Genomic DNA, 26,689 nt, shown 5'->3' with positions numbered 1-26,689 from the left:
ACGGAAATGGTTATGCYTGGCGACAACGTCACCGTTGCCGTCGAGCTGATCGTTCCGATCGCGATGGAAGAAAAGCTGCGCTTCGCGATCCGCGAAGGCGGCCGTACCGTCGGCGCCGGCATCGTTGCCTCGATCGTCGAGTAATCTTCAGAACGGCCGCTCCACCCGAGCGGCCGATTCGATGACAATATTATGATGCAGGCGGTCTTGGCCGCTTGCTTATTACAAAGAAATGTTGCAAATGGCGCGCGAGCGCTATTTGCGCCCTGCTTCGTTTATCGATGCGGGTGACTACAGCAAACAATAAGGTGGGCTGGAAGGCCTGAAGACTGGATAGGGACACCGCAGCCCGGCGTCTCTCTCGATCTTTGAAACCGGTGGTCCGCCTTAGGAATAAAAACAGCCCGTGCCTATCCGAAGGCACGTGGGATAACAAACACAAGGATAACGTCGAATGAACGGCCAAAATATCCGCATTCGCCTGAAGGCGTTCGATCACCGCATTCTCGACGCTTCGACGCGCGAGATCGTGTCGACGGCGAAGCGCACCGGAGCTAGCGTCCGGGGCCCCGTTCCGCTTCCGACTCGCATCGAGAAGTTTACGGTTAACCGGTCCCCACACATCGACAAGAAGAGCCGCGAGCAGTTCGAGATGCGCACACACAAGCGCCTTCTCGACATCGTTGACCCGACACCGCAGACGGTAGACGCGCTGATGAAGCTCGATCTCGCCGCTGGTGTCGATGTTGAGATCAAGCTCTGAGCCCTGCTCGAGCTGAGTTGGAAGGATTGAACCGATGCGTTCAGGTGTGATTGCACAAAAGGTGGGCATGACCCGCGTCTACAACGACGCCGGCGAACATGTTCCGGTTACCGTACTGCGTATGGAAGGCTGCCAGGTTGTAGCCCAGCGCACAGTAGAAAAGAATGGCTACGCCGCAGTCCAGCTTGGTGCTGGCACGGCAAAGGTCAAGAATACGTCGAAGGCAATGCGCGGCAATTTCGCTATTGCCAACGTCGAGCCGAAGGCGAAGCTTGCTGAATTCCGTGTCACGGAAGACAACCTGCTCGACGTCGGCACCGAGATCAAGGCTGGCCACTTCGCCGCCGGACAGCTCGTCGATGTCACCGGCACGACGATTGGTAAGGGCTTTGCCGGCGCCATGAAGCGCCACGGCTTCGGCGGTCTCCGTGCCACGCACGGTGTGTCGGTTTCGCACCGCTCGCACGGTTCTACTGGCTCGCGTCAGGATCCGGGCAAGGTTTTCAAGAACAAGAAGATGGCTGGTCACATGGGCCAGACGCGCGTTACGACTCAGAACCTTGAAGTGGTTTCGACCGATGAAGATCGCGGTCTGATCCTGATCAAGGGTGCAGTACCCGGTTCCAAGGGTGCCTGGATCATTGTGCGCGACGCCGTCAAGTCGGCCGCGAAGTAAGGGAGCCAGACCAATGGAATTCAACGTCAAGACCCTCGAGGGAAAAGACGCAGGGAAGGTTTCTCTTTCTGACGCGATTTTCGGCCTCGAGCCTCGTGAAGACATTCTTGCCCGCGTCATTCGCTGGCAGCTTGCCAAGAAGCAGCAGGGCACGCACAAGGCCAAGGGCCGCGCCGAAGTATGGCGCACAGGTGCCAAGATGTACAAGCAGAAGGGTACGGGCCGCGCTCGTCACCATTCGGCTCGTGCTCCGCAGTTCCGCGGCGGTGGTAAGGCTCACGGCCCGGTTGTTCGCAGCCACGAACACGACCTTCCCAAGAAGGTTCGCGCTCTCGGTCTGCGTCTCGCACTTTCGGCGAAGCTGAAGTCCGATGATGTCATCATCATCGACAACCTGGTTGCTGCTGAAGCAAAGACAAAGGCGCTGGCATCGGTTTTCGAGACGCTCGGCCTGACCAACGCCCTCTTCATCGGTGGCGCTGAGCTTGATGGCAACTTCAAGCTCGCAGCAAAGAACATCCCGAACATCGATGTTCTGCCGATCCAGGGCATCAACGTTTATGACATCGTGCGCCGTGGCAAGCTCGTGCTTTCCAAGGCTGCCGTTGAAGCTCTAGAGGAGCGTTTCAAGTGACCGATCTTCGCCACTATGATGTGATCGTCTCGCCGGCGATCACCGAAAAGTCCACTCTGGTATCCGAAAACAACCAGGTTGTTTTCAATGTCGCCAAGACGGCGTCGAAGCCGGAAATCAAGGCTGCAGTCGAGGCGCTCTTCGGCGTCAAGGTCACGGCCGTCAACACTCTGCTCCGCAAGGGCAAGACCAAGCGTTTCCGTGGTTTTGTCGGCAAGCAGAAGGACGTGAAGAAGGCAATCGTGACTTTGGCTGAAGGCCAGACGATCGACGTCTCCACCGGTCTCTGAGGAATAAAAAAATGGCATTGAAAACATTCAATCCTACAACCCCGAGCCAGCGTCAGCTGGTCATCGTCGATCGCTCCTCGCTCTACAAGGGCAAGCCGGTCAAGGCGCTGACGGAAGGTCTGACCAAGAGCGGCGGTCGTAACAACCTCGGCCGCATCACCGCCCGCTTCATCGGCGGCGGTCACAAGCGCACTTATCGTCTGATCGACTTCAAGCGTCGCAAGTTCGACGTAGAAGGCACGGTCGAGCGTATCGAATACGACCCCAATCGTACGGCGTTCATCGCGCTCATCAGCTACGCTGACGGCGAACAGGCCTACATTATCGCTCCGCAGCGCCTTGCTGCAGGCGACAAGGTTATCGCCTCTGAAAAGGCTGTTGACGTGAAGCCAGGCAACACGATGCCGCTGCAGTTCATCCCGGTCGGCTCCATCATCCATAACGTGGAAATGAAGCCGGGCAAGGGCGGTCAGATCGCCCGTTCTGCCGGTTCCTACGCACAGCTCGTGGGCCGCGACCAGGGCATGGCGATCCTTCGCCTGAACTCCGGTGAACAGCGCCTCGTGCACGGCACCTGCCTTGCTTCAATCGGTGCGGTTTCGAACCCGGACCACGCCAACATCAATGACGGCAAGGCCGGTCGTACTGTTTGGCGCGGCAAGCGTCCGCATAACCGCGGCGTCGTCATGAACCCGGTTGACCACCCGCACGGTGGTGGTGAAGGTCGCACATCTGGTGGTCGTCATCCGGTTACTCCGTGGGGCAAGCCGACCAAGGGCAAGCGCACACGGTCTAACAAGTCGACCGACAAGATGATCATGCGCTCGCGTCATCAGCGTAAGAAGTAAGAGAGGAAGTCTCCAATGGCTCGTTCAGTATGGAAAGGTCCGTTCGTTGACGGCTATCTTCTCAAGAAGGCTGAGAAGGTTCGTGAAGGCGGACGTGCAGAAGTAATCAAGATCTGGAGCCGTCGCTCCACGATCCTGCCGCAGTTCGTCGGTCTCACCTTCGGCGTCTACAACGGCAGCAAGCATATTCCGGTCAACGTCAATGAAGACATGGTCGGCCACAAATTCGGTGAATTCTCTCCGACCCGTACCTACTACGGTCACGGTGCGGACAAGAAGGCAAAGAGGAAGTAAAATGGGCAAGGCAAAAGCCGAACGCCGGCTGAAGGACAACGAGGCGCAAGCAGTCGCCCGCACGCTCCGCGTCAGCCCACAGAAGCTCAACCTCGTTGCTGCGGCTATCCGCGGCAAGAAGGTCGAGCGTGCACTCGCTGAGCTGGAATTCTCCCGCAAGCGCATTGCAGGTGCTGTCAAGAAGACGCTTGAATCTGCAATCGCCAACGCCGAGAACAACCATGATCTCGACGTTGACTCTCTGGTCGTGGCGGAAGCCTACGTCGGCAAGTCGATCGTCATGAAGCGTTTCCACGCTCGTGGCCGTGGCCGTGCATCTCGCGTTGAGAAGCCGTTTGCTCACCTCACGATCGTTGTCCGCGAAGTGCAGGCACAAGAGGAGGCCGCATAATGGGTCAGAAAATCAATCCAATCGGTTTCCGTCTTGGCATCAACCGTACCTGGGATAGCCGCTGGTTTGCGGACAATGCCGAGTATGGTCAGCTGCTTCACGAAGACCTGAAGATGCGCAAGTTCGTGATGAGCGAACTGAAGCAGGCCGGTATTTCGAAGGTGGTTATCGAGCGTCCGCACAAGAAGTGCCGCGTCACGATCCACTCGGCCCGTCCGGGCCTGATCATCGGCAAGAAAGGCGCGGACATCGACAAGCTCCGCAAGAAGCTGTCGGACATGACGAATTCCGAAACGCACCTCAACATCGTTGAAGTTCGCAAGCCGGAAGTCGACGCTGTTCTGGTCGCCCAGTCGATCGCTCAGCAGCTCGAGCGTCGTGTTGCTTTCCGTCGCGCCATGAAGCGTGCCGTTCAGTCTGCAATGCGTCTTGGCGCCGAAGGCATCAAGATCACCTGCGCAGGCCGTCTCGGCGGTGCTGAAATCGCCCGTACGGAGTGGTATCGCGAAGGTCGCGTTCCGCTGCATACGCTGCGCGCTGACATCGACTACGGCACAGCTGAAGCGGAAACCGCTTTCGGTATTTGCGGCATCAAGGTTTGGATCTTCAAGGGCGAAATCCTTGAGCACGATCCGATGGCCTCCGAGCGCCGCGCACTCGAGGGTGACGCTCAGGGTCCGGCTAGCCGTGATCGCGATCGTCGCCGCGACAACGCTTAATAGCGTTGGTGGCAGATAAGTTCGGAGAATAAGAAAATGTTGCAGCCAAAGCGTACCAAGTACCGCAAGCAATTTAAGGGCCGCATCAAGGGCGTCGCCAAGGGTGGTTCAGACCTCGCATTCGGCGAATTCGGCCTTAAGGCTCAAGAGCCGAACCGCGTCAATGCACGCGAGATCGAAGCGGCTCGCCGCGCGATCACGCGCTACATGAAGCGCGCCGGCCGTGTATGGATCCGCGTGTTCCCGGATGTTCCGGTAACCGCAAAGCCGACCGAAGTCCGTATGGGTAAGGGTAAGGGCTCCGTTGAATATTGGGCATGCAAGGTCAAGCCAGGCCGCATGATGTTCGAGATCGACGGCGTCAGCGAAGAGATCGCTCGCGAAGCTCTTCGTCTTGGCTCTGCCAAGCTCTCGGTCAAGACGCGCTTCGTACAGCGCATTGCAGAGTAAGGAGCAAGGCACATGAAAGCCGATGAAGTTCGCGGCCTGACGGCCGATCAGCTCAAGGACAAGCTTGCCGACCTGAAGAAAGAGCAGTTCAACCTGCGCTTCCAGAAGGCCACCGGTCAGCTCGAAAAGTCCTCCCGCGTCAACGAAGTCCGTAAAGACATCGCCCGCGTGAAAACCATTGCCCGCCAGAAGGCGGCAGAAGCAAAGGCCTAAGAATATGCCGAAGCGCATCCTGCAGGGCGTCGTCGTTGGCGACAAGAACGAAAAGACTGTAGTCGTTCGCGTTGAGCGTCGTTTCGCTCATCCGCTGCTCCAGAAGACCGTTCGTCGTTCCAAGAAGTACAAGGCCCACGACGAAACCAACCAGTACAAAATCGGCGACGCCGTTTCCATCGAGGAATGCGCACCGATCTCCAAGGACAAGCGCTGGACGGTCGTTTCCGCCCAGAGCAAGTAAGATTTTTGCGCGAGGCCTTGCGTCTCGCGGAAATATCTGTATGAAGCAGCGTCAGAACGCTCGTTCGTCGAGCGTTCTTTTGCTTTGAGCGCACGGAAGGTCCCGTTGGGAAACCACCCTGGCACGATCGATCCCGCGCTATTCAAGCTATTGCCGTGTTTTCGCCTGCTGTCTTGGCAAGCGGCCGGCTGACAATTTTCATAAGCCGGGGTAGGGGGCGCAAGCCCAACCATTCCGGTAAACCAAGAAGGCGACCTGATATGATTCAGATGCAAACAAACCTCGACGTGGCGGATAATTCCGGCGCACGTCGTGTCATGTGCATCAAGGTGCTGGGCGGCTCAAAGCGCAAGTATGCCTCGATCGGCGACATTATCGTCGTATCGATCAAGGAAGCGATCCCGCGTGGCCGCGTGAAGAAGGGTGACGTGATGAAGGCGGTCGTCGTTCGTACCGCCAAGGAAATCCGTCGCGTTGATGGCAGTGTCATCCGCTTCGACACCAATGCAGCAGTCCTCATCGACAACAAGAAAGAGCCGATCGGCACTCGTATCTTCGGACCGGTTCCGCGCGAACTTCGCGCCAAGAACCACATGAAGATCATCTCGCTCGCTCCAGAAGTACTGTAAGGAGCGCGAACGATGCAAAAGATTCGTAAGGGCGACACGGTCGTCATGCTCGCAGGCAAGGACAAGGGCCGCACTGGCGAAGTCCTCCAGGTTCTGCCCAAGGAAGATCGCGCCGTAGTTCGTGGCGTCAACGTCGTAAAGCGCCACCAGCGCCAGACGCAGACCCAGGAAGCCGGCATCATCAGCAAGGAAGCCTCGGTTCACTTGTCCAACGTCTCGATCATCGACAAGGACGGCAAGCCGACCCGCGTTGGTTTCAAGGTTGTTGATGGCAAGAAGGTCCGTGTGGCCAAGCGTTCTGGAGATGTGATCGATGGCTGACGCAAAGTATGAGCCGCGGCTCAAGAAGGAATATGTCGAGCGCATTCGTGCGGCGATGCAGGAGAAGTTCTCCTTCGCCAACGAGATGCAGATCCCCAAGCTCGACAAAATCGTGATCAACATGGGTGTTGGTGAAGCAACGGCAGACTCGAAGAAGCCGTCTGTTGCTGCAGCTGACCTGGCCGCTATCGCTGGTCAGAAGCCGGTCATCACCCGTGCACGCAACTCTATCGCTGGCTTCAAGCTCCGCGAAGATATGCCGATCGGCGCAAAGGTTACCCTGCGCGGCGCTCGCATGTACGAGTTCCTGGACCGTCTGATCAACATCGCGCTTCCGCGCGTTCGCGACTTTCGTGGCCTGAACCCGAAAAGCTTTGACGGCCGTGGCAACTTCGCCATGGGCATCAAGGAGCACATTGTGTTCCCAGAAATCAACTATGATAAGGTTGATCAGATGTGGGGCATGGACATCATCGTTTGCACGACGGCCACCAAGGACGACGAAGCGCGAGCTCTCTTGACAGAGTTCAACTTCCCGTTCCGTCAGTAACCGTAACGACGAGCGTAGAAAAGGAACCACACATGGCGAAGACAAGCGCAGTTGAAAAGAACAAGCGCCGCCGTATTACGGTCGCAAACCACGCCGCTAAGCGGGCTGAGTTGAAAGCGATCATCATGAACCAGGCTCTTCCGATCGAAGAGCGGTTCAAGGCCTCGATCAAGCTGGCATCCCTGCCGCGCGATGGATCGAAAACCCGTATTCGCAACCGTTGTGAAGTATCGGGCCGTCCGCGCGCATACTACCGCAAACTGCGCATGTCGCGTATCGCGCTGCGTGAACTCGGCAATCTCGGCAAGGTGCCGGGCATCGTCAAGTCGAGCTGGTAAGGAGCAGGTTAGATGACAATGACTGATCCGTTGGGCGATATGCTCACTCGCATCCGCAACGGCGCTTCTCGCCGCAAGTCGTCGGTTTCGACGCCTGCTTCGAAGCTCCGTGCACGCGTTCTCGATGTTCTTCAGGCTGAAGGCTACATCCGTGGCTACTCCCTTGTCGATTTTGGCAATGGCAAGTCTGAAATCAGCATCGAGCTGAAATACTATGAAGGCGCATCGGTGATCCGTGAGATCGGCCGTGTGTCTAAGCCGGGCCGCCGGGTTTATGTCTCGGTCAAGTCCATTCCGCAGGTCGCGAACGGTCTCGGCATCACTATCCTTTCGACTCCGAAGGGTGTGATGGCAGATCACCAGGCTCGCGAACAGAACGTTGGTGGTGAGGTTCTTTGCTCGGTCTTCTAAGATTGAGCATCGATCTCCATAGCGAACAGACAGGATTGAAACATGTCTCGTATCGGTAAGAAACCCGTTCAGGTACCTGCTGGGATTACGGCTACGGTCGAAGGCCAGAAGGTCACTGCAAAGGGCCCGAAGGGCGAGCTGTTCTTCGTCGCAAATGACGAAGTCGGCGTTAAGCTCGAAAACAATGCGGTTGTAGTCACGCCGCTGACGCAGTCGAAGGATGCTCGTTCGAAGTGGGGCATGTCCCGCACGATGATCGAAAACATCTTCACGGGCGTTAAGGACGGCTATGAGCGCAAGCTCGAAATCAGCGGCGTTGGTTACCGCGCAACGCTCCAAGGCAAGAACCTGCAGCTCGCGCTCGGTTTCAGCCACGACGTGATCTATGAGCCCCCGCAGGGCATCTCGATTGCTGTTCCGAAGCCGACCGAAATTGTTGTCACTGGCATCAATAAGCAGCAGGTCGGTCAGGTTGCCGCTGAAATCCGCGAGTATCGCGGTCCTGAGCCTTACAAGGGCAAGGGCGTCAAGTATGCCGGCGAACGGATTGTTCGCAAAGAAGGCAAGAAGAAGTAAGGATCACGCGAAATGGCTAGCAGGAAAGAAGCACTTGCACGTCGTGCCAACCGCGTGCGCCGTCAACTCAAGTCGGTGGCCAATGGCCGTCCGCGCCTGTCGGTTCATCGCTCCTCGAAGAACATCTACGCTCAGGTTATCGATGATGTTGCTGGTAAGACGCTCGCGTCTGCCTCGACCCTCGATAAGGATCTGCGCGGTTCTCTGAAGACCGGTGCTGACACAGCTGCAGCTGCCCTCGTAGGCAAGCTGGTTGCTGAGCGCGCCTCCAAGGCTGGCGTCAATGAGGTCGTATTCGACCGTGGCGCCTTCATCTATCACGGCCGTATCAAGGCTCTGGCAGATGCAGCCCGCGAAGGCGGCCTGACCTTCTGATTAAGATTTCCGGCCGGACCTACAAGGTGCCGGCCGGATTTTCACCGGACCGCAAACACTTTTCTTAGGAGGAGGTTGATGCGGTCTTCGTTTTGTTTGCCGTTTGCACCCGGAAAAGAAAAAGGAAAAGGACAATGGCACAGGAAAGAAGAGGTTCTCGCGACGATCGCCAGAACCGCGAGGAACGCGATAGCGAATTCGTCGACAAGCTGGTCGCGATCAATCGCGTTGCCAAGGTCGTAAAGGGTGGCCGCCGTTTCGGTTTCGCCGCTCTCGTCGTTGTAGGTGACCAGAAGGGCCGCGTTGGCTTTGGTCACGGCAAGGCGCGCGAAGTGCCGGAAGCAATCCGCAAGGCGACTGAAGCTGCCAAGCGCGAACTGATCTTTGTACCGCTGCGTGACGGCCGTACGCTGCATCACGACGTCAATGGTCGCCATGGCGCCGGCAAGGTTCTGCTTCGTTCGGCCAAGGTTGGTACCGGTATCATCGCCGGTGGTCCGATGCGCGCTGTTTTCGAAACGCTCGGCGTTCACGACGTTGTCGCCAAGTCGACTGGTTCCTCGAACCCATACAACATGGTTCGCGCTACCTTCGACGCTCTGAAGCACCAGGTGCACCCGAAGGACATCGCAGCACAGCGCGGCATCAAGTATGCAACGCTTCAAGCTCGCCGTGCCGCTTCCGGCAACGCCTCTGAAGAATAAGAGGAGTCTGACAGATGGCTAAGGCTACCAAGAAGACTGAAGCGAAGACGGTGACTGTCGAACAGATCGGCAGCCCGATTCGCCGTCCGGACTACCAGCAGCGTACGCTGATCGGTCTCGGACTGAACAAGATGCACCGTCGTCGCACGCTGGAAGATACGCCTTCCGTTCGCGGCATGATCCGTGCTGTCCAGCATCTCGTTCGCGTCGTCGACGAGAAGTAAGCCGGGAGTATTCGCTATGAAACTCAATGAAATTAAAGACAACGAAGGTTCGACCCACAGCCGCAAGCGCCTCGGCCGCGGTATTGGTTCGGGCTCGGGCAAGACTGGTGGTCGCGGTGTAAAGGGTCAGAAGTCCCGTTCCGGCGTCGCCATCAACGGCTTTGAAGGCGGTCAGATGCCGATCTACCGTCGTCTGCCGAAGCGCGGCTTCAACAACATCTTCAAGGCCGACTTCGTTGTCGTGTCCCTGGAGCGTGTTCAGGCAGCGATCGATGCTGGCAAACTCGACGCCAAGTCGACAGTCGACGCAGCAGCTCTCAAGGCTGCCGGCGTTATCCGCCGCATCAAGGACGGCGTTCGCGTTCTCGGTGATGGTGAGCTGAAGGCAAAGGTCAAGTTCGAAGTTGCCGGCGCTTCCAAGCCGGCTGTCGAAAAGATTGAAAAGGCTGGCGGTTCCGTCACGCTTCTTTCTGCCGCAGCTGCGGAATAATATAATCTATGATAAGTCGCCCGGGGTGCTTCACACCGGGCGATTTTGCTCCCATATGTGAGCCTCACAAAAACCGGCTGGACGCACGTGCGTCAGGGACGGTAGGACTAAAAACAAGGGTGAGGCATAGGTTGCGCCCGCAATCCGTCCGAAACCCGCTTTTGAATAATTCAGAATGCTGATTCGGGGTCCAGCTCGCTTGATTTGGATCCGAAATTGGCAGCGCGGAGAATCGTATGGCGTCTGCAGCGGAACAGTTGGCTTCCAACCTTAATTTCTCGACCTTCGCCAAAGCCGAGGATCTCAAGAAGCGCCTGTGGTTCACACTGGCAGCTCTCCTCGTGTACCGGTTGGGTACGCATATTCCGCTCCCGGGTCTCAATCCAGAAGCCTACGCCCAGGCATTCCGCGGCCAGTCCGGTGGCATACTCGGTCTCTTCAACATGTTTTCGGGCGGCGCTGTACAGCGTATGGCGATCTTCGCGCTCGGCATCATGCCCTACATCTCCGCTTCGATTATCGTGCAGCTGATGACGTCGGTCGTACCGGCGCTCGAAAACCTGAAGAAGGAAGGCGAGCAGGGTCGCAAGATCATCAACCAGTACACCCGCTACGGCACCGTGCTTCTCGGTGCCCTCCAGGCCTACGGCATTTCCGTCGGGCTCGAGAGCGGCAACGGTCTCGTGGTTGATCCCGGCATCTTCTTCCGCGTTTCCACCGTCATCACGCTGCTCGGCGGCACGATGTTCCTGATGTGGCTCGGCGAGCAGATCACCTCGCGTGGCATCGGCAACGGCATTTCGCTCATCATCTTCGCTGGCATCGCTGCGGGCCTTCCGACCGCTCTCGCTGGCACCCTTGAACTCGGCCGTACCGGTGCACTGTCGACGACGCTGATTCTTGCGGTTATCATCGTTGCGATCGCGGTCATCGCGGTCATCGTCTTCGTTGAGCGAGCCCAGCGCCGCCTTCTGATCCAGTATCCGAAGCGCCAGGTCGGCAACCGCATGTTCCAGGGCGATACCTCGCATCTTCCGCTGAAGCTCAACACCTCCGGCGTCATCCCGGCGATCTTCGCTTCCTCGCTGCTGTTGCTTCCGGCCACCGTTGCAGGCTTTGCCAACACCACGGCTCTGCCGGCATGGGCAACGTCCATCGTGGCTGCACTCGGTCACGGCCAGCCGCTCTACATGCTCCTCTACGGTCTGCTGATCGCCTTCTTTGCCTTCTTCTATACGGCCATTGTCTTCAATCCGAAGGACACGGCCGACAATCTGAAGAAGCACGGCGGCTTCATCCCCGGCATTCGGCCGGGCGAGCGGACCGCGGAATACATCGACTACGTCCTGACCCGCATTACGGTCATCGGCGCGATCTACCTCGTCTTCGTGTGCATTCTGCCGGAAATTCTGGTGTCGCAAACGGGCATTCCATTGTCTCTCGGTGGCACTTCGCTTTTGATCGTGGTTAGCGTAACTCTCGATACGGTGGCGCAGATTCAAGGTCACCTGATCGCACAGCAGTACGAAGGCCTGATCAAGAAATCGAAGCTGCGTGGAGGAAAGAGGGGGCGATGAGACTTATACTGTTAGGGCCGCCGGGCGCGGGTAAGGGGACCCAAGCCCAGCGGATCGTGGAGAAGTACGGTATTCCGCAACTTTCCACGGGCGATATGCTTCGTGCGGCCGTGGCGGCAGGCACAGAGGTTGGCAAGCGTGCAAAGGCCGTCATGGACGCCGGCAAGCTTGTCTCCGACGAAATCGTCAATGCCATCGTCTCAGAGCGGCTCGATGCGCCGGATTGCTCCAAGGGCTTTATCCTTGACGGTTTTCCACGGACTCTGGTCCAAGCCGATGCGACCGAAACCATGCTGAAAGGCAAGGGCATCGAACTGTCTACGGTCATTGAAATCCAAGTGGACGACAATATCCTGGCGGACCGTGTTTCGGGTCGCTATACCTGCGCCAACTGTGGTGCCGGGTACCACGACACCAACGTAAAGCCGAAGGTGGAAGGGGTCTGTGACCGTTGCGGTTCGACTCACTTCAAGCGTCGCCCCGACGACAACCGGGAAACGGTCGTCACCCGTCTCGGTGCCTATTACAAGGAAACGTCGCCGCTGATCGGCTACTACTATGCCAAGGGCAAGTTGAAGTCGGTGGACGGCATGGCGGATATCGATCACGTCACCAGCGAGATCGAGGCAATTCTTTCGAAGCTTTGAACCTTCGGAAATAAAACTTGGCGGGAACGGTTGCTTTTCGGCACTGATTCCGTTAAACACCGCGCCAACTCGCGACATCTAATGCGATCGGCGCGGACTTCCTAAAATGGAATTCCGGGTTCGGTCGTTTTGACATGTACGAACCCAAATCTGAACGAGCGGCCATTCCCGGCTGCCTAACGAAAAGCCTCTTGCCGGATGGCAACTGGAACGCAAGGAGAATAGGCGTGGCACGTATCGCTGGCGTCAACATCCCGACTGCAAAGCGCGTTGTTATTGCGCTGACGTATATTCACGGGATTGGTTCGAAATTCGCACAGGAGATCGTCGAGAAGGTCGGTATTCCGGCTGATCGTCGTGTAAATCAGCTGACTGACGCTGAGGTCCTGCAGATCCGCGAAACCATCGATCGCGATTATCAGGTTGAAGGCGACCTGCGTCGCGAAACCTCGATGAACATCAAGCGTCTGATGGACCTGGGCTGCTACCGCGGTCTGCGTCATCGCCGCGGGCTGCCGGTCCGCGGTCAGCGGACGCACACCAATGCTCGTACCCGCAAGGGTCCTGCAAAGGCGATCGCTGGTAAGAAGAAGTAATTTCCGGGAAACCGGAGATGAGGGGGCTGGCGGTCTGCGCCGGCCTCTTTTGAGTTTCGGGCAGGGCCGCAAGGTCTCGTTCCGGTGTAGCCGCTGGCATTACGGCGGTGAAGAGATCCAAGAAAGGGATTTAAATGGCCAAGGAAGCCGTGCGCGTTCGCCGTCGCGAACGTAAAAACATTTCGTCGGGTGTTGCCCACGTCAACTCGACGTTCAACAACACCATGATCACCATCACCGATGCACAGGGCAACGCGATTGCCTGGTCGTCTGCTGGCGCCAAGGGCTTCAAGGGCTCGCGCAAGTCGACCCCGTTCGCTGCTCAGATCGCTGCTGAAGACTGCGCTAAGAAGGCTCAGGAACATGGCATGAAGTCGCTGGAAGTCGAAGTTTGCGGTCCGGGTTCCGGTCGTGAATCCGCTCTGCGCGCGCTCCAGGCTGCTGGCTTCATGATCACGTCCATCCGCGACGTGACGCCGATCCCGCACAATGGCTGCCGCCCGCGCAAGAAGCGCCGCGTCTGATCATCGCCATTCACAACACCGGTGGGCGGTTTGTCGTTCCCGGTGCTTCTCAAGCTCGGTTGCCACGATTGGATGGTGGCAACGAACGGAAGGCAAAAATATGATTCAGAAAAACTGGCAGGAATTGATCAAGCCGAACAAGGTCGAGTTCTCTTCGAGCTCGCGCATCAAGGCGACGCTGGTAGCAGAGCCGCTGGAGCGCGGTTTCGGCCTCACCCTCGGCAACGCGCTTCGCCGCGTTCTGCTGTCCTCGCTGCGCGGCGCCGCAGTGACGGCCGTGCAGATCGATGGCGTGCTGCATGAATTCTCGTCGATTCCTGGCGTCCGCGAAGACGTTACGGACATCGTCCTCAACATCAAGGAAATCGCCATCAAGATGGATGGCGATGACGCAAAGCGCATGGTCGTGCGTAAGCAAGGCCCGGGCGTTGTAACGGCTGGCGACATCCAGACGGTCGGTGATATCGAAATCCTCAACCCCGAGCATGTCATCTGCACGCTCGACGAGGGCGCCGAAATCCGTATGGAATTCACGGTCAACAACGGTAAGGGCTACGTCCCGGCCGATCGCAATCGTGCGGAAGATGCTCCGATCGGTCTCATCCCGGTCGACAGCCTTTATTCGCCGGTCAAGAAGGTGTCCTACAAGGTTGAAAATACCCGCGAAGGACAGGTTCTCGACTACGACAAGCTGAACATGACGATCGAAACCGACGGTTCGATCACCGGCGAAGATGCTGTCGCGTTTGCGGCTCGCATCCTCCAGGATCAGCTCGGCGTGTTCGTCAACTTCGACGAGCCGCAGAAGGAAACCGAAGAGGAAGCAGTCACTGAACTCGCTTTCAACCCGGCTCTCCTGAAGAAGGTGGACGAACTCGAACTGTCTGTTCGCTCGGCAAACTGCCTGAAGAACGACAACATCGTCTACATCGGCGACCTCATTCAGAAGACCGAAGCAGAAATGCTCCGCACGCCGAATTTTGGTCGCAAGTCGCTGAACGAAATCAAGGAAGTTCTCGCTTCCATGGGTCTGCACCTCGGCATGGAAGTGCCGGCATGGCCGCCTGAGAACATCGAAGATCTCGCAAAGCGCTACGAAGACCAATACTAACGTTCAAACGGCGGGCGAGATGCCTGCATGTGAAGGAGAATAGCAATGCGCCACGGTAAAGCCGGCCGCAAGCTGAATAGAACTGCTAGCCACCGCAAGGCAATGTTTGCCAACATGGCGGCTTCGCTCATCACCCATGAGCAGATCGTGACGACCTTGCCGAAGGCAAAGGAAATCCGTCCGATCGTTGAAAAGCTCGTAACCCTCGGCAAGCGCGGCGACCTGCATGCTCGTCGTCAGGCGATCTCGCAGATCCGCGACGCCGCTGTTGTTTCGAAGCTCTTCGACACGATCGCTTCGCGCTACGCAACCCGCAACGGCGGCTACCTGCGCATCATGAAGGCTGGCTTCCGCCAGGGCGACAACGCTGCTCTCGCAGTCATCGAATTCGTTGACCGCGACACCTACGCCAAGGGCGCAGCCGACAAGGCTCGCGTTGAAGCCGAAGCCGCTGCTGCTGAAGCTGCCTGATCCTTTCCGGTTCGCCGGAAACAAAACAGCCGGGCTGCGAAGCCCGGCTGTTTTCGTTTGCGCATGCTTTTGGCGCACGGTCGTTTCTATGAAACACACGGGACAGGCCGCCGTCCCCTGACCCGCGGCGACTAGCTGTAAAGTCGCGCGGCGGCGGAGGTCGACGGCGAGGGGTTCTCCATAGCCCCTCCCTAGCTTGCCGGCCGTGCTGCCGCTGAAGCGTTCTGTCGGCCGCGCCCCGGCTTCCGGCTCCGGGCAATGGGCCGCCAGGATCGGTAGAGGATAAGCAGGATGATCAGGCCGACGTAGATATATTGCTCGAGATCGAGCAGCTTCGTTGAAAGTGCGAAGTGGATGGAGCCGCAGGCCGCAATGACATAGACGAGCCGGTGCAGCCAGATCCATGTCGGTCCGAGCTTGCGGATCGAGTAGTTGTTGGACGTGACCGCTAGCGGAACCAGCAGTAAAAGCCCGGCCATCCCGAACATGATAAACGGGCGCTTCAGCACATCGGCCACGACCGCAGAGACGGCGAGGGCCTGATCCAGCACCATATAGACCGTGAAATGCATCACCACATAGTAAAAACAGAGTAGCCCAAGTGCGCGGCGATAGCGCAGGTAGTTCCAGCCGAGGAGATCGCGGGCGGGGCTCACCGCAAGTGTCAGGATGAGGAAGCGGATCGCCCAGAGGCCGAGAAACAGCTCGAATGTCTTGACGGGGTCGGCGCCGAGTTGATCCGATGCGCCGAGATAGAAGGTCCAGGCGGCCGGCATCAGACCTAACACGTAGAGCAGCCAGACTGACGCCGGCTGCCAACGTTTCGGCAGATTGAACGACAGGGCCGCCATCAGAAATTGGCCTTTAGATCCATGCCGGAGTAGAGGCTAGCGACCTCGGCGGCATAGCCGTTAAAGGGCAGGGTCTTATGGCGGCCGGCGCCGAAGAAGCCGCTTTCGCCGATGCGCCGTTCGGTCGCCTGGCTCCAGCGCGGATGATCAACTGCCGGATTGACGTTGGCATAGAAGCCGTACTCCTGCGGGTTCGTCGCCTGCCAGGTGTTCTTCGGCTCCCTGTCGGTCAACGTGATCCGCACGATCGACTTGATGCCCTTGAAGCCGTACTTCCACGGCACGACCAGCCGGATCGGCGCGCCGTTCTGATTCGGCAGCGTCTCACCATAAAGGCCGACGGCGAGCAGCGTCAGCGGATGGTTTGCCTCGTCGAGGCGAAGGCCCTCGACATAGGGCCACTCCAGGGACTGGAATATGCCTTTCTGGCCCGGCATTTCTTCCGGACGCACGACGGTTTCGAAGGCAACATACTTGGCGCTTCCGAGCGGCTCGACCTTGCTGAGCAGCGCAGCCAGCGGAAAGCCGTCCCAGGGGATCACCATCGACCAGGCTTCGACGCAGCGCATCCGATAGGTGCGGCTCTCGATCGGGAACTCCTTCATCAGCGCCTCGACATCGAATGTGCCGGGCTTGCCGACCATACCATCGACCTTGATCGTCCACGGCAGCGGCTTGAAGTCGCCGGACAATGCGGCGGGGTCGCCCTTGTCGAGGCCGAATTCGTAGAAGTTGTTGTAGGTCGTGACGTCCTTCAGCGGCGTGGCTTTCTCATCGACCGCATACTTGCTCTCGACGGCGGAGAGAGCGGCGGCACTTGCCTTGCCTGCGCTGTAAAGCGCCATGGCTCCAAGTGCGGCCGCACCAAGAAACTCTCGGCGTCGAACATACACCTGACGCGGCGTGATCTCGGAGGAGCTTATTCTGGGTGGGCGGTAAGCTGGCATCGGGAGGCCTCCTGAGCATGATGGCTCGGCATATGCCTTGAACGCATCATACGTGTATCCGGATCATTGTTTATGCCGTCTTCCTTATCTGCGGGAAGCCAATTTTTTGTGTACGGCTGTGATGGGATAGTCCGTAACAAAACACCTGACGCCTACGTATATGCGCGATTGGCATCTGGACGCACATGGCGTACCGCTTTCGGCCTTCCCGGTAGTGACAGTAAAGGCCGTTTGGACTACGACAATTCCAAAAGCAGCGATTGCCCGGCCGCAAGAATTTGCCGCCCTGCATCGTGGACAACTTCCGACACGTTGAGGAATACGCCTATGCCAGTCTATCGTTCCAGAACCACGACCCACGGCCGCAACATGGCGGGTGCGCGCGGCCTTTGGCGCGCAACGGGCATGAAGGATGCTGACTTCGGCAAGCCGATTATTGCTGTGGTGAACTCCTTCACCCAGTTCGTTCCCGGCCACGTCCACCTCAAGGACCTTGGCCAGCTGGTCGCCCGCGAGATCGAAGCTGCAGGCGGCGTCGCAAAGGAGTTCAACACGATTGCCGTCGACGACGGCATCGCCATGGGCCACGATGGCATGCTTTACTCTCTGCCGTCGCGCGAACTCATCGCCGACAGCGTCGAATACATGGTCAACGCCCACTGCGCCGACGCCATGGTCTGCATCTCCAACTGCGACAAGATCACTCCCGGCATGCTGATGGCGTCTCTGCGCCTCAACATTCCGACGGTATTCGTATCCGGCGGTCCGATGGAGGCCGGCAAGGTCACGATGCATGGCAAAAAGGTCGCGCTCGATCTGGTCGACGCCATGGTGGCCGCCGCCGACGATAAGATCAGCGATGAGGACGTCGCCGTCATCGAGCGCTCGGCGTGCCCGACCTGCGGTTCCTGCTCCGGCATGTTCACGGCAAATTCGATGAACTGTCTGACTGAAGCCCTTGGCCTATCGCTGCCCGGCAACGGTTCGACGTTGGCCACGCATTCTGACCGCAAGGGGCTTTTCCTTGAAGCCGGCCGTCGCGTCGTCGACTTGGCCAAGCGCTACTACGAGCAGGACGACGCTACCGCCTTGCCACGCACCATCGCCAGCAAGGGCGCCTTCGAAAACGCCATGGCGCTCGATATCGCCATGGGTGGTTCAACCAATACCGTGCTTCATATTCTGGCGGCTGCCCACGAGGGCGAGATCGATTTCACCATGGACGACATCGACCGCTTGTCCCGTCGCGTGCCATGTCTCTCGAAGGTCGCGCCCGCAAAGGCCGACGTTCACATGGAAGACGTGCATCGTGCCGGCGGCATCATGGCGATCCTGGGCGAACTGAACCGCGCTGGCCTGCTCAACGTCGATCTCCCGACCGTCCACGCCCCGACGATGCGGGAGGCGCTCGCTCAGTGGGACATTGCCGTCACCGACAACAAGGCAGCCCTTGAGCTCTTCAGCGCAGCGCCAGGCGGCGTTCCGACGCAGGTTGCCTTCAGCCAGAGTTCGCGCTGGGAAGAGCTTGACGTCGACCGTGAAAAAGGCGTCATCCGTGACGCCCAACATCCGTTTTCCAAAGATGGCGGCCTTGCTGTCCTCAAGGGAAATCTGGCGCTTGACGGCTGCATCGTGAAAACGGCGGGCGTCGATGAATCGATCCTGAAGTTCTCAGGCCCTGCGCGTGTCTTCGAAAGCCAGGATGCCTCCGTCAAGGCAATCCTTGCCAACGAGGTCAAGGCCGGCGACGTCGTCGTCATCCGCTACGAAGGGCCGAAGGGCGGCCCTGGCATGCAGGAAATGCTCTATCCGACCAGCTATCTGAAGTCGAAGGGCCTCGGCAAGGCCTGCGCGCTGATAACCGATGGCCGCTTCTCCGGCGGCACTTCGGGTCTGTCGATCGGCCACGCTTCTCCCGAAGCGGCCAATGGCGGCACGATCGGTCTGGTCCGCGAGGGCGACATGATCGACATCGACATCCCGAACCGCACCATCAACCTGCGCGTCGATGACAAGGAACTTGCTACGCGTCGCGCCGAGCAGGAGGAAAAGGGCTGGCATCCGGCAGAACCGCGCAAGCGCAACGTCACCACCGCGCTCAGGGCCTATGCTGCCTTTGCGACCAGCGCTGATCGCGGCGCAGTCCGTGATCTCGGTGGCCGCTGACGTCCCAATTCCTGACCCGCTGATTGAGAGTCAGCTGCTCAAGGCCGGTCGCTTCAAAGCGGCCGGTTTATTTTTTTGTAGGTTTCGTCCAGTTGCCTCAAGCGCTCCTCATAGGCTGCCTTGATGCAACTCGCATCCGCCCCGCATGTCTGTCTCGTCTTGAGCCACGCCGTCTGCTCGTCCTGCAGCGCCCCGCGTGCGCCCATGGCCATAAGCCCCGAGAGAAGGTCGAAGGTGGTCACCATCTTCACGTCGGCATCGTTGAGAGCCCGGGTGTCGCAGATCGCCTTCTCGTCGGGCTTCAATTCCTTGTTTTCGCAGTTGAAGCTCGCCGCATTGGCGATGCTGGATATGAGGGCCAGAGTGGCGGCGGCCATAGGGAGGAAGGGGTTGCAATATCGCGTCATGCATTCGTTCCTGTACCATTGCTATCTGGCTCCCATCAGGGCCATAGCGATGAAAATGATGCAGCACAGCAAGACGGCAAGACAAAAAGCAGCCGGGTGTGGCTGACGGGATGCGCAAGGCGCTCTGCCGCCGTCCTGCAAAACGCGCCCATCAACCGCGCCGATTGTCGTCATGATGCCGATTGCTACGATGATCGGGTCGACGGTTGGATGCGCATGGGAAGCCACAGCGACAACCACTGCTCAGGTATGCCAGGGGAGGTAGTCATCGCGGATGGCAAGCCAAAGCGACAATCGGGCGTCGTTTTGGTGACTTGCCCAGGGTTTGGCTTTGATATCAGCAACATGGCGGCTGTTCCTGACTCATTTTGACAGCCAGCTTCAGCATCGCGTGAGCGCTCGCATTCTTCCATGCTTCCGCCCTCTTTCCTTTCTAGCGTCCGACGCTACAACGTCCTCTCAAGAGTATTTCAGAAGGGATTCCCATGCACGACCTATTGAAGCGCGCCTCTTTGCCGATGCTCGCTCTGGTGCTTGCACTGCCGCTCGATGCCTATGCCCAAACTGCCAAGACCGTGCCGCAGAGCCAGGTGGAAATGCAGTTGTCGTTTGCTCCGCTGGTCAAGCAGACGACCGGGGCTGTCGTCAACGTCTATGCGGAGAAGACAGTGCGGCGCCAGTCGCCCTTTGCCGGCGACCCCTTCTTCGAACAGTTCTTCGGCCAGCAAATGCCCAATCGCAGCGAGAAGCAATCCTCGCTCGGCTCCGGCGTCATCGTTGAGGCAAATGGGACTGTGGTAACCAACAACCACGTCATCGACGGCGCGGATGACATCAAGGTCGCTCTCTCCGATGGCCGGGAGTTTCCATGCAAKGTCGTGCTGAAGGACGACCGTCTCGATCTTGCTGTATTGAAGATCGAGACCAAGGAAACCTTTCCTGCACTTCCGATCGGAAACTCGGACGCCGTCGAGGTCGGTGACCTGGTGTTGGCAATCGGCAACCCCTTCGGTGTCGGGCAGACCGTCACGAGCGGCATCGTATCGGCACTTGCCCGCAACCAGGTTGTCAAGAATGAGTTCGGCTTCTTCATCCAGACGGATGCATCGATCAACCCCGGCAATTCCGGCGGTGCGTTGATGAACATGAAGGGTGAGCTGATCGGTATCAACACCGCGATCTTCTCGCGCGGCGGCGGTTCCAACGGCATTGGCTTCGCCATCCCCGCCAATCTGGTCAAGGTTTTCCTGACGTCGGCCGATGCGGGCGTAAAATCATTCGAGAGGCCCTATGTCGGCGCGACGTTCGACGCTGTTACCTCCGAGGTGGCCGATGCACTGGGGCTTGCCAAGGCACGCGGGGCGATCGTGGTCAAGGTTACGGACGGCGGACCCGCCGCAAAGGCTGGCCTGAAGGCCGGTCAGGTGGTAACGGCGGTCGATGGTGTTCCGGTCGAACACCCGGATGCGCTGCTCTACAGACTGACGACGGCCGGTCTCGGCAAATCGGTCAACCTGACAGTTATCGAGAGTGGTCGAGAGCAGACGGTTTCCATCGCACTCGGACGGGCGCCCGAAACCGCGCCCCGCGATCAGCGCACCATAGGCGGACACTCGCCCTTTACCGGCGCTGTCGTCGAAAACCTCTCGCCGCGGGTTGCCGACGAGCTGCGCATGCCGTCGGAATCATCAGGCGTCGTCGTATCCGAGGTGAAGGACGAATCCCTCGCTGCCCGCCTGGGCTTCGAACCGAAGGATATCATCGTGTCCATCAACGGCACGGAAGTGAAAACCACCAAGGATCTCGCCGCAATGGCGAGCCAGGAACCGAGCTTCTGGCGTGTCGAGATCGAACGCGACGGCCAGCGTGTCCGGCAGTTCTTCCGATGAGCAACGATCTCTTCGCGCCGCGCATTCCGCAGGAGGTCGCCAACCGGCGGCCGCTCGCGGATCGGCTCCGTCCGCAAACGCTGGCCGAGGTCACCGGCCAGGAGCATTTGACCGGTGAGGATGGCGTGCTGCGGCGGATGATTGAGAGTGGCTCGTTGGGATCAATGATCTTCTGGGGACCGCCCGGGACAGGAAAAACCACGGTCGCGCGACTGCTCTCCGGCGAGGCCGGTCTTGCCTTCGAGCAGATATCCGCAATCTTCTCCGGCGTGGCCGACCTGAAGAAGGTCTTCGAAGGCGCTCGGCTGCGCCGCATGGACGGTCGCCAGACGCTGCTGTTCGTGGACGAGATCCATCGCTTCAACCGCGCTCAGCAGGATAGTTTTCTGCCTGTCATGGAAGACGGCACTGTGATCCTCGTCGGAGCTACCACGGAAAACCCGTCATTCGAGCTCAATGCCGCTCTTCTCTCTCGTGCACGCGTCCTGACCTTCAAGTCGCACGATGACGAGAGCCTTGCAGAGTTGCTGAACCGTGCGGAGACAACCGAAGAAAAGGCATTGCCCCTGACGCCGGAGGCAAGGGTAAGCCTTCTGCGCATGGCAGATGGCGATGGCCGGGCCGTGCTCACGCTCGCCGAGGAAATCTGGCGCGCGGCGCGAGAGGGCGAGACGTTCGATACGCAGGGCCTGACCCGCATCGTGCAGCGCCGCGCACCGGTCTACGACAAAGCGCAGGATGGGCACTACAACCTCATTTCCGCATTGCATAAGTCCGTACGAGGTTCGGATCCCGACGCAGCGCTTTACTATCTCGCGCGCATGTTCGATGCGGGAGAAGATCCGCTCTACCTCGGTCGGCGGCTTGTGCGCATGGCTGTGGAGGATATCGGCCTTGCCGATCCGCAAGCGCTGGTGATCTGCAACGCCGCCAAGGACGCCTACGACTATCTCGGGTCTCCCGAGGGCGAGTTGGCGCTGGCACAAGCCTGCGTCTATCTCGCCACCGCGCCGAAGTCGAACGCAGTCTACACTGCATTCAAGGCCGCTACGCAGGCCGCCAAGCAGAATGGCTCGCTCCTGCCGCCCAAGCATATCCTGAACGCACCGACAAAGCTGATGAAGGGCGAGGGCTACGGCGACGGCTATCGCTATGACCACGACGAGCCGGATGCCTTCTCCGGTCAGGATTACTTCCCAGAGAAGATGGGTCGCCAAACATTTTACGATCCACCCGAACGAGGCTTCGAGCGCGATATCCGCAAGCGTCTGGAATGGTGGTCGAAACTCAGGAACGAGCGCAATCAACGCTGATTACGATGCCCGCATCTGTCCAGCAGGCGGAGTGATCCTGACCGAGGACTCCGCGAGCCCGTGGTGGCCTTCCATGTCGACCACAAGATGCCAGTGGCCGCTTTCGGGGATGGGCATGCGGATGGGGGATTTGCGGGCGATACCGCCAACATACTTGAAATCCAGGACTTCGGTGAAGCGCTGGTAGTTCGGCGCGGTCATCAGCCGCACATTCGCGACCGCGTTCAGCGTCACCTCGATGATCGTCCCGGCCCGCTGGTCTTTGAGATCGTAGTGGGTAAAGCGAAAATTCGGTTTCGACATCGGTCTCTGGCGTCAGTGATCTATACGCTCAAACTAGCAGCGCCGGGTTAAGGAAGGGTTTGCGGCTTCTCGCGCGCGTTTCGAGCCGGTGCCTGTCAACTTGAGCGCGGATGGATGCCAGTTCCATTGTTGGAAATTATAAAAAACTAATAATATCATACAGATATGGATCTTCTGCCAAGATCGGAAACCATAGTCAGGGCATCGAAGACTGAAGCCTTCTCGTCAGGATCCAGCGCGACCATCGGCAGCCGCACAGTGGCGCCTGTATCGAGCAGAACGCACAGTGCGTGTTTGATCGCGGACGGATCCCCATCGGGTCCCAGCGCCCGCATAAGAGGGAGCAGCCGTCCTTCAAGTGCCAGTGCGGCGAGGATATTTCCGGCACGTGCCGCCTGGTGAAGCGAGGCAAACAGTCGAGGATGGACATTCGCTCCAGCTGAGATAATGCCGTCGCCGCGCTGGCTCAAAAAGGCGATGGCTGTGTCGTCGCTATTGGACAGGAAAGTGAACCGACCGCGCAGATGCGGCGGCAGCGCGCTCGAGCAGGCGCAATTCCCGAGCGCCCCCACCAAGCCGACGATCGACGGGATGCAGGAAAAAGCTTCAAGCGTCTCCAGTGAAAGACCAATGGCACAACGAGACGGGGTGCTCTCGGCGATCAGGGGCAGCGTTGTTGCGGCCGCCAGCATCTCGAAGTGATGCACGATGCCCTTCTGCCCCGGCTTGGAATAGTAGGGGAGTGTAACCAGAGCCGCGCTGGCTCCCAGCTCTTCTGCCTGTTGGGTGAGGGCGACGGTGCCCGACGTGGAATTGGTGCCAGTGGCGGCAATGACCGGCACGCGGCCTGCCGCGACCCTGATACACGTCCGAATCACTGCGGCCCGCTCCTCCACGGAGAGAGTTGGGCCCTCGCCGGTCACCGTGCATACCGCCAGGCCGTCAATGCCGGAACGAATCTGCCGTTCCGCCTGATGTTCCAGCGCCGCGAAATCGACTTTGTCGTCGCGAAACGGTGTGGTGAGCGCCGTCGTGATGGTGCCGAGGCGCAACGAAGTGCTCGCTCGCATCTGCGCCTCAGAAACCGCCAAGAATTACATAGAGCTCGACGGTGGCGAGCACGATACCGAATATGATCAGCGCCTGCGCCGTTCGCCTTTCGCGCATCTGTCGCCTCGGCATCGGCTTTCGCGGCCGGGCGACGAGAAAGTTCACAGACATGAAATATCGCATTGCTTCTACCTCTGGATTGCAGGCACAGGCTAGCGCCTTTCGACCTAGGAAATCCATTCGGACCAGGACCGAAAGAAATAGAAATGGTATAAAAGACAGCCGTCATTCGCGGTGGTTCCGACGCCGGAATTGCATGCGAAATCAGGTTCTTGTCGGCGACCTCGGAATCGATCTCAGAGGCGCTTGAATCAGAAGACGAGCCATGCCGGCTTGATCTGTCGGTCTGAATGTCGAACACTATCGCGCCACATCCGAAGGAGCCAGAAGCGCTTGATATGTCGATAGAACAGCCCTTGATCGATACGGCGCTCGTGCGCCGGCTGATTGAACAGCAGTTTCCCCAATGGTCTACATTGCCGGTGAAGCCGGTCGAACTCGGTGGCTGGGACAACAGGACGTTTCACCTCGGCGATCGCATGACGGTGCGGCTGCCGAGCGCTACGCACTATGCCGATCAGGTCGCAAAGGAACAGCATTGGCTGCCGATCCTCGCGCCCCAACTACCGCTGGCGATCCCGTTGCCGCTTGCAATGGGCCGTCCGGCCAAGTCCTACCCGTGGCCGTGGTCCGTCTACGAGTGGCGCGAGGGTGAGACTGCCCGAATAGAACGGATTGCAGATCTCACGGAATTCGCCCTGACGCTCGCCGGCTTTCTGGACGCGCTGCAGCGGGTGGATGCGACAGGAGGGCCGCTGCCCGGCCCGCATAACTTCCACCGCGGAGGGACACTACACGTGTACGATACCGAGACCCGCAGGGCGTTGCTGGCTCTTGACGGAAGGATCGACGTGAAGGCCGCGACCGAAGTATGGGAGGCGGGGCTTTCGACCTCCTGGTGTGGGCCGCCCGTCTGGTTCCATGGAGACGTCGCCTACGGCAACCTCCTCGTCGAGGATGGCAGCCTCAGCGCAGTCATCGATTTTGGCACATCCGGCATCGGTGACCCTGCCTGCGATCTCGCGATTACCTGGCACCTGTTCGAAGGGGAGAGCCGCGAGGCCTTTCGCAAGGCCCGACCGCTCGACAAGGGAACCTGGGCGCGCGGGCGCGGCTGGACGCTGTGGAAGGCGCTGATCGTCGCGGCGGGGACGGCGGGCGCCAGCCAGTCCGGAGTTGAGAGGTCGTGGCGGGTGATCGATGACGTTTTGGCCGACCACCGCGAATGGGCATGATTGAAAAAGACAAGCTCCGTTGTCGGAAAGAGAGGCTCTGCGCCGTCCTTGGCATATACCGGAAGGCAGCGATCACAGTGCAGCGGACAAGTAGACCATTGAGAGCCCATTGCGGCCAAGGAGGAGACTGACATGAGCAAGACAATCGCAATCCTCATCGCGCGACTGATCTTTGGTGCCGTCTTTGTCATGGCGACGAGCTTCAAGTTCCTCGATATGCAGTCGACCGCAAGCTTCATTGCCGCTGCGGGTTTTCCCTTCCCGCTTTTCCTAGCCTGGGTCGCGGCCTTCTTCGAACTTGCGCTCGCCCTTGCTTTGCTGACAGGTGCCTTCTTTTCCGAGGCGTCGCTGCTAGCTGGAATCTACGTTGTCTTTCTTGCCTTCGCATTCCACGGCCCCGGTCGTTGGAGTGGAAGCCAGGCAGAGTTTGGATTTTTTATCGACCACTTCACATTCCTCGCCGGACTGCTGTTTGCGGCCGTCCATGGTCCGGGCGATGCGTTGGTCGTGAAAGCGGGCCTCGCGCGTCGAACCGCCTGATTTCGCGCGTTAACGCAATATGCCGTCGAGGGCGGGCATTCCGATGGCGGCGGAGGTGCCGATCAGCACATAGCAGATGATCCGAAAGGTGCTTTCCTTTGCAAGGCCGAACAGTCTGGAGCCTGCGAACAAGCCGACCGCATAGCTCGGCAGGATGATGACAGTCAGTGCAAACACCGCCTGCACGAACAGGCCGCCGGCGTAGTAACTGACGACGCTGAAGCAGGTCGATATCGAGAAATAGAGAATGACGTTGGCTCTGACCCTGGCAAAGTCGGTCTTCCCACCGAGCCAATAGGCAACGACGGGTGGGCCACCGAGCTGGGCTGCGCCGCTGAACAGGCCGGCGACCAGACCGACTGCGGTGGTGAAGTAGGTGCGCGGCTCGCCGTGGAAGCGCCAGCCGGAGACGAGGAGGGCGAGCAGGCAGGCGGCGATGATCGTGATGGCCCAGCGCAGAATGAGTGGGTCCATCAGCGCCAGAACGGCGGTGCCTGCGGGGACACCGAGCGCTGCGCCGATGGCCATCGTGAAAACGTCGCGTCTGTTGGCGCTTTTCCAGGCAGGTGGGATCATGCTGAGTGTCGCCAGTCCGTCGATCACCAGAAGAACGGGTGAAATGAGTTTTGGCCCGATGATCGCGCCGCCGAGCGGTATGAAGATCAGAGCCGCCCCGAAACCGGAGAAACCGCGGGCAAGCCCTGCGACGAAAGCGATTGCAATCAATGCGTAAAGCCCGTGATCAGGCAGCGCGGCGGCAAATGATGTGTTGAGGTCGGACATCCAAGCGCCGAAAGTCATG

At 59.1% G+C, this 26,689-nt stretch carries 40 protein-coding genes; 33 read left to right on the top strand and 7 right to left on the bottom strand.

Annotated elements, in window-relative coordinates; genetic code table 11:
• The 28 genes from AC1DMK_RS02370 to rplQ form a co-directional block, all read left to right on the top strand.
• Positions 1–144 (top strand): EF-Tu C-terminal domain-related protein (locus AC1DMK_RS02370; RefSeq protein WP_477856899.1); only part of this gene is annotated, 144 nt, incomplete at its 5' end.
• Positions 145–454: 310 nt separating this feature from the next.
• The gene (gene rpsJ, locus AC1DMK_RS02365; RefSeq protein WP_003547547.1) at positions 455–763 is read left to right on the top strand and encodes a 30S ribosomal protein S10; all 309 of its coding nucleotides are present in this window, start codon (positions 455–457) and stop codon (positions 761–763) included.
• A gap of 34 nt (positions 764–797) precedes the next feature.
• Entirely contained in the window at positions 798–1,439 is a 642-nt protein-coding gene (gene rplC, locus AC1DMK_RS02360; protein ID WP_037063273.1) for a 50S ribosomal protein L3, read from the top strand.
• A 13-nt stretch (positions 1,440–1,452) separates the two neighbouring features.
• Entirely contained in the window at positions 1,453–2,073 is a 621-nt protein-coding gene (gene rplD, locus AC1DMK_RS02355; protein WP_037063276.1) for a 50S ribosomal protein L4, read from the top strand.
• Positions 2,070–2,363 (top strand): 50S ribosomal protein L23, encoded by a 294-nt coding sequence (locus AC1DMK_RS02350; protein WP_037063279.1) that lies wholly within the window; start codon positions 2,070–2,072, stop codon positions 2,361–2,363. The genes rplD and AC1DMK_RS02350 overlap by 4 nt, the downstream gene beginning before the upstream one ends.
• A gap of 11 nt (positions 2,364–2,374) precedes the next feature.
• Entirely contained in the window at positions 2,375–3,211 is an 837-nt protein-coding gene (rplB, locus tag AC1DMK_RS02345; RefSeq protein WP_037063282.1) for a 50S ribosomal protein L2, read from the top strand.
• Between the two features lie 15 nt (positions 3,212–3,226).
• Entirely contained in the window at positions 3,227–3,505 is a 279-nt protein-coding gene (rpsS, locus tag AC1DMK_RS02340) for a 30S ribosomal protein S19 (protein WP_018900272.1), read from the top strand.
• Position 3,506: 1 nt separating this feature from the next.
• A complete protein-coding gene (gene rplV, locus AC1DMK_RS02335) occupies positions 3,507–3,896 on the top strand; it encodes a 50S ribosomal protein L22 (RefSeq protein WP_037063285.1) in 390 nt (129 codons plus the stop codon).
• Entirely contained in the window at positions 3,896–4,615 is a 720-nt protein-coding gene (gene rpsC / locus AC1DMK_RS02330; RefSeq protein ID WP_018900270.1) for a 30S ribosomal protein S3, read from the top strand. Before rplV ends, rpsC begins: the two co-directional genes overlap by 1 nt.
• Positions 4,616–4,651: 36 nt before the next feature.
• A complete protein-coding gene (rplP, locus tag AC1DMK_RS02325; protein WP_003573792.1) occupies positions 4,652–5,065 on the top strand; it encodes a 50S ribosomal protein L16 in 414 nt (137 codons plus the stop codon).
• Between the two features lie 12 nt (positions 5,066–5,077).
• Positions 5,078–5,278, top strand: coding sequence for a 50S ribosomal protein L29 (gene rpmC, locus AC1DMK_RS02320; RefSeq protein WP_037063288.1), 201 nt, complete (start codon positions 5,078–5,080; stop codon positions 5,276–5,278).
• Positions 5,279–5,282: 4 nt separating this feature from the next.
• Positions 5,283–5,522, top strand: a complete 240-nt coding sequence (gene rpsQ, locus AC1DMK_RS02315; RefSeq protein ID WP_037063290.1) for a 30S ribosomal protein S17 — start codon at positions 5,283–5,285, stop codon at positions 5,520–5,522.
• Between the two features lie 260 nt (positions 5,523–5,782).
• Positions 5,783–6,151, top strand: coding sequence for a 50S ribosomal protein L14 (rplN, locus tag AC1DMK_RS02310; RefSeq protein WP_037063292.1), 369 nt, complete (start codon positions 5,783–5,785; stop codon positions 6,149–6,151).
• Between the two features lie 12 nt (positions 6,152–6,163).
• Positions 6,164–6,472 carry a 50S ribosomal protein L24 gene (gene rplX / locus AC1DMK_RS02305; protein ID WP_037063294.1) on the top strand — a complete coding sequence of 103 codons (309 nt, stop codon included), beginning with the start codon at positions 6,164–6,166 and terminating at the stop codon, positions 6,470–6,472.
• Positions 6,465–7,022, top strand: coding sequence for a 50S ribosomal protein L5 (rplE, locus tag AC1DMK_RS02300; RefSeq protein ID WP_037063297.1), 558 nt, complete (start codon positions 6,465–6,467; stop codon positions 7,020–7,022). Before rplX ends, rplE begins: the two co-directional genes overlap by 8 nt.
• A gap of 32 nt (positions 7,023–7,054) precedes the next feature.
• Positions 7,055–7,360: a 30S ribosomal protein S14 gene (rpsN, locus tag AC1DMK_RS02295; protein ID WP_057467180.1), complete on the top strand. Its 306-nt coding sequence runs from the start codon at positions 7,055–7,057 to the stop codon at positions 7,358–7,360.
• 12 nt (positions 7,361–7,372) lie between these two features.
• The gene (rpsH, locus tag AC1DMK_RS02290) at positions 7,373–7,771 is read left to right on the top strand and encodes a 30S ribosomal protein S8 (RefSeq protein ID WP_037063300.1); all 399 of its coding nucleotides are present in this window, start codon (positions 7,373–7,375) and stop codon (positions 7,769–7,771) included.
• Positions 7,772–7,813: 42 nt separating this feature from the next.
• Positions 7,814–8,347: a 50S ribosomal protein L6 gene (gene rplF, locus AC1DMK_RS02285; protein ID WP_037063302.1), complete on the top strand. Its 534-nt coding sequence runs from the start codon at positions 7,814–7,816 to the stop codon at positions 8,345–8,347.
• A gap of 12 nt (positions 8,348–8,359) precedes the next feature.
• Entirely contained in the window at positions 8,360–8,722 is a 363-nt protein-coding gene (gene rplR, locus AC1DMK_RS02280) for a 50S ribosomal protein L18 (protein WP_037063305.1), read from the top strand.
• A gap of 134 nt (positions 8,723–8,856) precedes the next feature.
• Positions 8,857–9,426 (top strand): 30S ribosomal protein S5, encoded by a 570-nt coding sequence (gene rpsE, locus AC1DMK_RS02275; protein WP_037063307.1) that lies wholly within the window; start codon positions 8,857–8,859, stop codon positions 9,424–9,426.
• Between the two features lie 14 nt (positions 9,427–9,440).
• Entirely contained in the window at positions 9,441–9,650 is a 210-nt protein-coding gene (rpmD, locus tag AC1DMK_RS02270) for a 50S ribosomal protein L30 (protein ID WP_037063309.1), read from the top strand.
• A 16-nt stretch (positions 9,651–9,666) separates the two neighbouring features.
• Positions 9,667–10,140 carry a 50S ribosomal protein L15 gene (gene rplO, locus AC1DMK_RS02265; protein ID WP_037063311.1) on the top strand — a complete coding sequence of 158 codons (474 nt, stop codon included), beginning with the start codon at positions 9,667–9,669 and terminating at the stop codon, positions 10,138–10,140.
• A gap of 236 nt (positions 10,141–10,376) precedes the next feature.
• Positions 10,377–11,717 (top strand): preprotein translocase subunit SecY, encoded by a 1,341-nt coding sequence (gene secY / locus AC1DMK_RS02260; RefSeq protein WP_037063313.1) that lies wholly within the window; start codon positions 10,377–10,379, stop codon positions 11,715–11,717.
• A complete protein-coding gene (locus AC1DMK_RS02255) occupies positions 11,714–12,364 on the top strand; it encodes an adenylate kinase (RefSeq protein ID WP_037063315.1) in 651 nt (216 codons plus the stop codon). Before secY ends, AC1DMK_RS02255 begins: the two co-directional genes overlap by 4 nt.
• Before the next feature lie 227 nt (positions 12,365–12,591).
• A complete protein-coding gene (rpsM, locus tag AC1DMK_RS02250) occupies positions 12,592–12,960 on the top strand; it encodes a 30S ribosomal protein S13 (RefSeq protein ID WP_037063318.1) in 369 nt (122 codons plus the stop codon).
• A gap of 134 nt (positions 12,961–13,094) precedes the next feature.
• Complete coding sequence (gene rpsK, locus AC1DMK_RS02245) at positions 13,095–13,484, top strand: 30S ribosomal protein S11 (RefSeq protein WP_003547577.1); 390 nt, start codon at positions 13,095–13,097, stop codon at positions 13,482–13,484.
• A 100-nt stretch (positions 13,485–13,584) separates the two neighbouring features.
• Positions 13,585–14,595: a DNA-directed RNA polymerase subunit alpha gene (locus AC1DMK_RS02240; protein WP_037063320.1), complete on the top strand. Its 1,011-nt coding sequence runs from the start codon at positions 13,585–13,587 to the stop codon at positions 14,593–14,595.
• Between the two features lie 45 nt (positions 14,596–14,640).
• On the top strand, positions 14,641–15,066 hold the full coding sequence (rplQ, locus tag AC1DMK_RS02235; RefSeq protein WP_007531696.1) for a 50S ribosomal protein L17: 426 nt from the start codon (positions 14,641–14,643) through the stop codon (positions 15,064–15,066).
• A gap of 191 nt (positions 15,067–15,257) precedes the next feature.
• Here rplQ and msrQ read toward each other — a convergent pair whose 3' ends face one another.
• Positions 15,258–15,917, bottom strand: a complete 660-nt coding sequence (msrQ, locus tag AC1DMK_RS02230; RefSeq protein ID WP_477856876.1) for a protein-methionine-sulfoxide reductase heme-binding subunit MsrQ — start codon at positions 15,915–15,917, stop codon at positions 15,258–15,260.
• A complete protein-coding gene (gene msrP, locus AC1DMK_RS02225) occupies positions 15,917–16,864 on the bottom strand; it encodes a protein-methionine-sulfoxide reductase catalytic subunit MsrP (RefSeq protein WP_477856874.1) in 948 nt (315 codons plus the stop codon). Before msrP ends, msrQ begins: the two co-directional genes overlap by 1 nt.
• Positions 16,865–17,191: 327 nt before the next feature.
• Here msrP and ilvD point away from each other — a divergent pair, with 327 nt between their 5' ends.
• Complete coding sequence (gene ilvD, locus AC1DMK_RS02220; protein ID WP_037063329.1) at positions 17,192–19,030, top strand: dihydroxy-acid dehydratase; 1,839 nt, start codon at positions 17,192–17,194, stop codon at positions 19,028–19,030.
• Between the two features lie 53 nt (positions 19,031–19,083).
• Here ilvD and AC1DMK_RS02215 read toward each other — a convergent pair whose 3' ends face one another.
• Positions 19,084–19,407, bottom strand: a complete 324-nt coding sequence (locus AC1DMK_RS02215; protein ID WP_037063330.1) for a lysozyme inhibitor LprI family protein — start codon at positions 19,405–19,407, stop codon at positions 19,084–19,086.
• A 515-nt stretch (positions 19,408–19,922) separates the two neighbouring features.
• On the opposite strand from AC1DMK_RS02215, the gene AC1DMK_RS02210 reads away from it, so the two are divergent.
• Positions 19,923–21,326 (top strand): DegQ family serine endoprotease, encoded by a 1,404-nt coding sequence (locus AC1DMK_RS02210; protein ID WP_477856873.1) that lies wholly within the window; start codon positions 19,923–19,925, stop codon positions 21,324–21,326.
• Entirely contained in the window at positions 21,323–22,639 is a 1,317-nt protein-coding gene (locus AC1DMK_RS02205; RefSeq protein ID WP_037063336.1) for a replication-associated recombination protein A, read from the top strand. The genes AC1DMK_RS02210 and AC1DMK_RS02205 overlap by 4 nt, the downstream gene beginning before the upstream one ends.
• Here the strand turns inward: AC1DMK_RS02205 and AC1DMK_RS02200 are convergent, their stop codons facing one another.
• The 3 genes from AC1DMK_RS02200 to AC1DMK_RS02190 all read right to left on the bottom strand — a co-directional run bounded on the left by AC1DMK_RS02200 (position 22,640) and on the right by AC1DMK_RS02190 (position 24,163).
• Complete coding sequence (locus AC1DMK_RS02200; RefSeq protein WP_037063338.1) at positions 22,640–22,942, bottom strand: DUF1883 domain-containing protein; 303 nt, start codon at positions 22,940–22,942, stop codon at positions 22,640–22,642. It abuts the gene before it with no gap.
• Between the two features lie 155 nt (positions 22,943–23,097).
• Positions 23,098–24,012 (bottom strand): 4-hydroxy-tetrahydrodipicolinate synthase, encoded by a 915-nt coding sequence (dapA, locus tag AC1DMK_RS02195; RefSeq protein ID WP_477856871.1) that lies wholly within the window; start codon positions 24,010–24,012, stop codon positions 23,098–23,100.
• Positions 24,013–24,019: 7 nt separating this feature from the next.
• Positions 24,020–24,163: a hypothetical protein gene (locus AC1DMK_RS02190; protein WP_158447537.1), complete on the bottom strand. Its 144-nt coding sequence runs from the start codon at positions 24,161–24,163 to the stop codon at positions 24,020–24,022.
• Between the two features lie 287 nt (positions 24,164–24,450).
• On the opposite strand from AC1DMK_RS02190, the gene AC1DMK_RS02185 reads away from it, so the two are divergent.
• Positions 24,451–25,347: an aminoglycoside phosphotransferase family protein gene (locus AC1DMK_RS02185; protein ID WP_477856869.1), complete on the top strand. Its 897-nt coding sequence runs from the start codon at positions 24,451–24,453 to the stop codon at positions 25,345–25,347.
• A 132-nt stretch (positions 25,348–25,479) separates the two neighbouring features.
• A complete protein-coding gene (locus AC1DMK_RS02180) occupies positions 25,480–25,887 on the top strand; it encodes a DoxX family protein (RefSeq protein WP_037063349.1) in 408 nt (135 codons plus the stop codon).
• Positions 25,888–25,896: 9 nt separating this feature from the next.
• Here AC1DMK_RS02180 and AC1DMK_RS02175 read toward each other — a convergent pair whose 3' ends face one another.
• Complete coding sequence (locus AC1DMK_RS02175; RefSeq protein ID WP_477856867.1) at positions 25,897–26,688, bottom strand: sulfite exporter TauE/SafE family protein; 792 nt, start codon at positions 26,686–26,688, stop codon at positions 25,897–25,899.
• Position 26,689: the final 1 nt, after the last annotated feature.

This window comes from Rhizobium sp. 05L419 (genome assembly GCF_056397845.1).
This window is presented reverse-complemented; position numbering and strand designations above follow the sequence as displayed.